Below are 7121 nucleotides of genomic sequence, written 5' to 3'. Positions count from 1 at the left end.
GGGACACACAACCCCATCTTGTTGTGGTGCGTGGGGGGGGGGGGCCCGGCCGGGGGGGGCCCGTGCGGGGGAAAAAGCCGGAGCGGGGGGGGGGCGGGGGGGGCGGCCCGCCCCCCCCCTCGGGATCACGCCTTGGCGTAGAGCTTGGTGATCGCGATGCCGTTGTTCCCGCCGTCGTAGACCACGCCGCCGACCTTGGACCCGTACAGCCAGTTGCGGATCGGCCAGTAGTCCGGCACGCACGCGGCCAGCTCCATGATCTGCCGGTCGATCGCCCCCCAGGCCTTGTTGGCCTCTTCCGTGTCGGTGATCTTGGCCGCCGCGTCGATGGCCTTGTTGACGCCCGCGTCGTTCAGCTGCGGCCAGTTGGACGCGCCGTCGGCGATCACCCGGCCGTCGAAGGTCGGCTGGAGGGCCGTGTAGCCGCCCGGCCAGTCGGCGGACCAGCCGGCCGCGAACATGTCGTAGTGGTTGTCGATCTGGGCGATCTGGCTGTAGAAGGAGGTCTTGTCGACCTGCTTCGTCACCACGTCGAAGCCCGCCTTGGTGAGCGCGTTCTTGATGGCGACCGCCTGCTTGACCGCGTTGTCGGACTGCTGGAAGGCGATGATGATCTTCTGGCCTTCCTTGCCGGCCTCCTTCAGCAGCTGCTTGGCCTTGTCCGGGTCACCGGCGGGCTTCTTCTTCTTGCCGTAGAGGTCGAAGTCGATGTGGCCCGGGGTGAGCGGGCTGATGATCGTGGTGGCGATCTCGGAGGAGGAGGCGCCGCCGCGGATCAGCTGGGTCTGCTGCGAGGGCCAGGCGTGGTTGAGCGCCTGACGGACCTTCACGTCGGGGATCCGCTTGGTGTTGATCGCGTAGTAGTACGTCGCCGCGTCGAGGTGCGTCATGATGCGCTTCTTCAGCGCCGGGTCACCGAGGGCCTTCTGGATGCGCTCGGCCGCGACCTCGTTGAAGATCGACACCGTGTGCTGGTCGTTGCCCTGGTCCGCGATGTAGCGGTCCGTGGACGCCAGCCACTGGAAGCCGAACTGCATCTGGAACTTGTCCGGGTACGCGTTGCGGATCGGGTCCGTCTTCGGGTCCCAGTGCGGGTTGCGCGACAGCGACATCGACTTGCCGACCTGCCGGGCGTCGATCTTGTACGGGCCGCAGGAGAACGGCTTCTTGTCGTAGTCCTCCTTGTTGTCGTGCTTCTTCGGCACCAGGGAGAAGGAACGCATGCCCAGCGTGAAGTTGAAGTCGGCGCGGGCCTCCTTGAGATGGAAGGTGACGGTCTTGCCGTCGATCTCGATGGAGTCCAGGTGCTTGCCCTCGTAGGGGCCCTTGTACTTCTCGCCGCCGACGAGCCACTCCTGCGGGTAACGCGGGCCGAACGTCACGAACTTGGCGAAGAGCCGCTCGAAGGTGTGGCGGACATCCTCCATCGTGATGTCCGAGCCGTCCTCCCACTTCCCGCCGTCCTTCAGGGTGAAGGACCAGGTCTTGCCGCCGTCCTTGGTGGTGCCGGCGTCGGTGGCGAGGTCGCCCACGAGGGTGGTGGTGCCGTCGTTGGCCACCTTGTAGCCGACCAGGCCACGCATGAACAGCGGGGTGAGGAGACTCTCGTAGGACGACCAGATCTGTGCCGGGTCCAGGTGGTCGCAGTCCATCGTCTCCATCGTGTAGAGCGTGCCGCCCTTGACCGCGCCCGGGACCTCGGGGGCGGGACCGGTGGAGTCGGCCTTGGTGCCGACCAGGATCTCGGCGCCCTTGTTGCCGGTGACCTTCTTGGGGCCGTCGCCGCTCCCCTTGCCGCCGCCCGCGTCACCGCTGCTGCACGCGGTCAGTACGGTGGAGCTCGCGGCCGCCACACCGGTGGCGATGAGGAAGTTTCTGCGGGAGAAAGACATGCGTATCGGTCCTTGAGGTCGGTGGACGAAGCAGGAACGGCAGGCCGGACCACGGAGGCCGGGCTGTGCGGAACGAAGGCTCAGCCCTTGGACTTCGGGTCGAGCGCGTCGCGTACGGAGTCGCCGAGCAGGTTGAAGGCGAGCACGAAGATGATCATCGAGATGCCCGGGAAGAGCATGAAGGTGATGTCGTCCGTGTAGAACGACGCCCCGCGCTGGATCATCACGCCCCAGTCGGGAGTCGGGTCGATGATGCCGACACCGAGGAAGGCCAGACCCGCCTCGGCCGTCACGAAGGCCGGCAGGGCGAGGGTGGACTGGATCAGGATCGGCGTCCAGAGGTTCGGCAGCAGTTCCTTGAAGATGATCCGCGCGGGCGAGGCCCCGGTCACCTTCGCGGCCTCGACGAACTCCCTTTCGCGCAGGGCCAGTACCTGGCCGCGCAGCAGACGGGCCATCGAGGCCCAGCCGAAGCCGGTGAGGGCGAGGATCAGACAGGTGGCCCGCAGCGACGTCGGGATCTCGTCGTCCGGCGAGACGAACAGCCCGTAGACGACCGGCATGAAGGCGATGAAGAAGAGCGTCGACGGGAACGACAGCAGGATGTCGATGACCCGGCCGATGAAGTAGTCCGTCTTGCCGCCCAGGTAGCCGGCGGTGACACCGATGACCACGCCGATGACCGTGACGAGAATGGTGGCCGCCGCCGCGATGAGCAGCGAGGTGCGGATCCCGTACAGCAGGAACGTGAAGACGTCCCGGCCCAGCTGGGGCTCGATACCGAACCAGAAGTCGCCGCTGATACCGCCGTTGGGCAGGGCCGGATAGCCGAAGCCGTTGAGCAGTTCAGGGTTGTCCTGGCCGTACGTGGTGTACGGATCCTTGCCGTAGAGCTTGGCGATCAGTGGTGCGCAGATGGCCAACAGGAAGAAGGCAATGACCACATAGGCCGAAATCACGCCGGTGCGGTCGCGCTTGAAGCGCCGCCAGGCCAGCTTTCCCGGCGAGCGCCCTTCGGCGCCCTTGGGTGTCGAAGTGCCCGGTATCTGCGACTTCGCGGCCACCGCTTCAACTGTCTTGGCTGCGTTCGTGGTTGGACTTGTCATGGTGCTCCTGGCCCGGAGGGTCGAAGGACTCCGCAGGGCAACACCTACGGGCTACCCGGACTTTTTCAACGCAATTCATGCAGGGTCAATGAATGTCCGACGCCCTTGGCACGCTCTTTGGAAATTTGACCAATTCATGACCTGAATTAGGGGGTGTCTTTGATTCCGCTTAGCTATAGCGAAGATGCATTCGCGACTTAACGGGTGAAGTCCGGCAATGAATCCGATATGCGGGCGTGGATGTCTCGGAATTCGTACGGCCGGTCGCCCGCGGTCGCGGTCGATGCGCATTCGATGCGTGGCCGTTATCGCTCCGCCGTCTGTCGGGGGTCGCGTCCGGAGCTCCTCCGGTCGCGAGGTGCCACTCGGGTGGGCTCCGGCGCGCCCGAATGGGTGGAGTAAATGTGCGTGATGTCCGTGATGCGGTGATATTTGACCGTACGTGAGACGGAGCACTACGAGGAGGCACTCCATGCGCGGAGCCACACAGGCCAGGTGGGCCGCATGTGCGGTCGTCGTCGCCCTGGCGGCGACGGCATGTGGCGGCGGGGGCAGCAGCAGTGGCGGCGGCGGTGGGGCGAACGGAATCGTGAGCTCTTCGTGGGGTGACCCGCAGAACCCGCTGGAACCCGCGAACACCAACGAGGTGCAGGGCGGCAAGGTCCTCGACATGATCTTCCGCGGGCTCAAGCGGTACGACCCGAAGACCGGCGCGGCCGACAACATGCTCGCCGAGAAGATCGACACCAAGGACAGCCAGAACTTCACGATCACCTTGAAGGGCGGCTGGACCTTCAGCAACGGAGAGAAGATCACCGCCAAGTCGTTCGTGGACGCCTGGAACTACGGCGCCCTGCTGAAGAACAATCAGAAGAACGCCTACTTCTTCGGCTACATCGACGGCTACAAGGACGTCCACCCGGACACCGGCAGCTCCACCGCGAAAACCCTCTCCGGCCTCAAGGTCGTCGACGACAAGACGTTCACCGTCAAGCTGTCGCAGAAGTTCTCCCTCTGGCCGGACACCCTCGGCTACCCGGCCTTCGCCCCACTGCCCAAGGCGTTCTACACCGACCACGCCGCCTGGGTGGCCAAGCCGATCGGCAACGGGCCGTACACCGTCGACAAGTACACCAAGGGCTCCTCGATGAGCCTGCGCAAGTGGGACAAGTACCCCGGGGACGACAAGGCCCAGAACGGCGGCATCGACCTCAAGGTCTACACCGACAACAACACCGCCTACACGGACCTGACGGCCGGCAACCTCGACCTCGTCGACGACGTGCCCGCCTCGCAGCTGAAGAACGTCAAGGCCGACCTCGGCGACCGGTACATCAACACCCCGGCCGGCATCATCCAGACCCTCGCCTTCCCCTTCTACGACAAGAAGTGGGACACCCCGAACGGCGCCAAGGTCCGGCAGGGCCTGTCGATGGCGATCAACCGCCAGCAGATCACCGATCAGATCTTCCAGAAGACCCGCACCCCCGCCTCCGACTGGACCTCCCCGGTCCTCGGCGTGGACGGCGGCTTCAAGGAGGGGCTGTGCGGAGCGCCCTGCGAGTACAACGCGGCGAACGCCAAGAAGCTGATCCAGGAGGGCGGCGGCATCCCCGGCGGCCAGCTCAAGATCTCGTACAACGGTGACACCGGCTCCCACAAGGAGTGGGTCGACGCCGTCTGCAACAGCATCAACAAGGTGATGGGCAACAACAAGGCGTGCGTCGGCGCCCCGGTCGGCACCTTCGCCGACTTCCGCAACCAGGTCACCCAGCAGAAGCTGACCGGTGCCTGGCGGGCCGGCTGGCAGATGGACTACCCGCTCATCCAGAACTTCCTCCAGCCCCTGTACTACACCGACGCCTCGTCCAACGACGGCAAGTGGAGCAACAAGGAGTTCGACGGGCTCGTCGACAAGGCCAACGCCGAGTCCGACCGAGCGAAGGCCGTGGCGACCTTCCAGGACGCGGAGAAGGTCCTGGTCGCCCAGATGCCCGTCATCCCGCTCTGGTACCAGAACGGCAGCGCCGGCTACTCGGACCGGATCTCCAACGTGTCGCTGAACCAGTTCAGCGTCCCGGTCTACGAGCAGATCAAGGTCAAGTGACCCGTTGAGGCCGGGTGGCCGGTGCGCTCCTGGCACCGGCCACCCGGCCTGCCCGTCCCCGACGCGTCACTCCCCAGCCCCGAGCCCCTGACCCCGCGACCCCCGGAGCCCTGCATGGGACGTTATGTGATCCGGCGGCTGCTGCAGATGATCCCGGTCTTCTTCGGCACCACGCTGTTGATCTTCCTCATGGTGAACGTGATGGGCGACCCCATCGCGGGTCTCTGCGGCGACCGCGCGTGCGACCCCGCGACCGAGGCCCAGCTCCGCGCGGAGTTCGGCCTCGACAAGCCGGTCTGGCAGCAATACCTCACCTACATGGGCAATGTCTTCACCGGCGACTTCGGCACCGCGTTCAACGGGCAGAAGGTCACCGAGCTGATGGCCACCGCCTTCCCCATCACGATCCGGCTCACCGTCGTCGCGATCGTCTTCGAGATCGTCATCGGCATCAGCCTCGGCGTCGTCACCGGCCTGCGCCGCGGCCGCCCCGTCGACACCACCGTGCTCATCCTGACCCTGGTCGTCATCTCCATTCCGACCTTCGTCACCGGCCTGCTGCTCCAGCTCCTCCTCGGAGTCGAGTGGGGCATCATCAAACCCTCCGTCTCGCCGGAGGCCCCCTTCAACGAGCTGCTCGTGCCCGGCCTCGTCCTCGCCTCGGTCTCCCTGGCGTACGTCACCCGGCTCACCCGGACCTCCATCGCGGAGAACGCCCGCGCCGACTACGTCCGTACCGCCGTCGCCAAGGGCCTGCCCAGACGCCGCGTCGTCATCCGGCACCTGCTGCGCAACTCACTGATCCCGGTCGTCACCTTCATCGGCACCGACGTGGGCGCGCTGATGGGCGGGGCGATCGTCACGGAGCGGATCTTCAACATCCACGGCGTCGGCTTCCAGCTCTACCAGGGCATCCTGCGCCAGAACTCCCAGACGGTCGTCGGCTTCGTCACCATCCTCGTCCTCGTCTTCCTGGCGGCGAACCTGATCGTCGACCTGCTGTACGCCGTACTCGACCCGAGGATCCGCTATGCCTGAGCAGACACCGGACGAGTCGATCTCACCGGCCGGAGCGGGAGGCGTGATGGACCTCGCCCTGGAAGAGGGCACGACCCTCGAAAAGACACCCGGCGGCCCCGAGGGCACCGGCCCGGCCGAGAAGCCGCGCAGCCTGTGGTCCGACGCCTGGCGGGACCTGCGCCGCAACCCGGTCTTCATCATCTCCGCCCTGATCATCCTCTTCCTGGTGATCATCTCGATCTGGCCGTCGCTGATCGCCGACCAGGACCCCCTCAACTGCGACCTGGCCAAGGCTCAGCAGGGCTCCCAGCCCGGCCACCCCTTCGGCTTCGACGGACAGGGCTGCGACGTGTACACCCGTACCGTCTACGGGGCCAGGAACTCGGTGACCGTCGGCGTCTGCGCCACCCTCGGCGTCACCCTGCTCGGCGGTGTCCTCGGCGGCCTGGCCGGGTTCTTCGGCGGCTGGTGGGACTCGATCCTCTCCCGCCTCACCGACGTCTTCTTCGGTATCCCCGTGGTCCTCGGCGGCCTGGTCTTCCTCTCCGTGGTCACCAGCTCCACCGTCTGGCCGGTGATCGGCTTCATCGTGCTGCTGGGCTGGCCGCAGATCGCCCGCATCGCCCGCGGCTCCGTGATCACCGCCAAACAGAACGACTACGTACAGGCGGCACGGGCGCTCGGCGCCTCCAACTCGCGGATGATGCTGCGCCACATCACCCCGAACGCCATCGCGCCGGTCATCGTCGTGGCGACCATCGCGCTCGGTACGTACATCTCGCTGGAGGCGACCCTCTCGTTCCTCGGCGTCGGCCTGAAACCGCCGGCCGTCTCCTGGGGCATCGACATCTCCGCCGCCTCCCAGTACATCCGCAACGCCCCGCACATGCTGCTCTGGCCCGCCGGAGCCCTGGCGGTCACCGTGCTCGCCTTCATCATGCTCGGCGACGCGGTGCGCGACGCCCTCGACCCCAAGCTGCGCTGAGGAGCCCGCTG

5 protein-coding genes are annotated in these 7121 nt (G+C 66.3%); 3 read left to right on the top strand and 2 right to left on the bottom strand.

The window, feature by feature from the left end:
* Window positions 1–125: 125 nt before the first annotated feature.
* Both ACFYY7_RS10145 and ACFYY7_RS10140 read right to left on the bottom strand, forming a co-directional pair.
* Window positions 126–1892: an ABC transporter substrate-binding protein gene (locus ACFYY7_RS10145; protein WP_388659345.1), complete on the bottom strand. Its 1767-nt coding sequence runs from the start codon at window positions 1890–1892 to the stop codon at window positions 126–128.
* Between the two features lie 80 nt (window positions 1893–1972).
* Window positions 1973–2998, bottom strand: a complete 1026-nt coding sequence (locus tag ACFYY7_RS10140) for an ABC transporter permease (RefSeq protein ID WP_388659342.1) — start codon at window positions 2996–2998, stop codon at window positions 1973–1975.
* Window positions 2999–3470: 472 nt separating this feature from the next.
* On the opposite strand from ACFYY7_RS10140, the gene ACFYY7_RS10135 reads away from it, so the two are divergent.
* From ACFYY7_RS10135 to ACFYY7_RS10125, 3 genes are all read left to right on the top strand, one after another.
* Window positions 3471–5105 (top strand): ABC transporter substrate-binding protein, encoded by a 1635-nt coding sequence (locus ACFYY7_RS10135; protein ID WP_388659339.1) that lies wholly within the window; start codon window positions 3471–3473, stop codon window positions 5103–5105.
* Window positions 5106–5219: 114 nt separating this feature from the next.
* A complete protein-coding gene (locus tag ACFYY7_RS10130; protein ID WP_266729909.1) occupies window positions 5220–6143 on the top strand; it encodes an ABC transporter permease in 924 nt (307 codons plus the stop codon).
* Window positions 6136–7110: an ABC transporter permease gene (locus tag ACFYY7_RS10125; protein WP_388659336.1), complete on the top strand. Its 975-nt coding sequence runs from the start codon at window positions 6136–6138 to the stop codon at window positions 7108–7110. Before ACFYY7_RS10130 ends, ACFYY7_RS10125 begins: the two co-directional genes overlap by 8 nt.
* Window positions 7111–7121: the final 11 nt, after the last annotated feature.

It is taken from the genome of Streptomyces sp. NPDC001933, assembly GCF_042890955.1.
Lineage (GTDB): Bacteria > Actinomycetota > Actinomycetes > Streptomycetales > Streptomycetaceae > Streptomyces.
Note: the sequence above shows the minus strand (reverse complement) of the source record. Positions and strands in the feature narration are given on the sequence as shown.

Bases quoted from the DNA above. Each gene is read 5' to 3' on its own strand.
- ACFYY7_RS10145 (WP_388659345.1), bottom strand. From the start codon at position 1,892: ATGTCTTTCTCCCGCAGAAACTTCCTCATCGCCACCGGTGTGGCGGCC.
- ACFYY7_RS10125 (WP_388659336.1), top strand. From the start codon at position 6,136: ATGCCTGAGCAGACACCGGACGAGTCGATCTCACCGGCCGGAGCGGGA.
- ACFYY7_RS10140 (WP_388659342.1), bottom strand. From the start codon at position 2,998: ATGACAAGTCCAACCACGAACGCAGCCAAGACAGTTGAAGCGGTGGCC.
- ACFYY7_RS10130 (WP_266729909.1), top strand. From the start codon at position 5,220: ATGGGACGTTATGTGATCCGGCGGCTGCTGCAGATGATCCCGGTCTTC.
- ACFYY7_RS10135 (WP_388659339.1), top strand. From the start codon at position 3,471: ATGCGCGGAGCCACACAGGCCAGGTGGGCCGCATGTGCGGTCGTCGTC.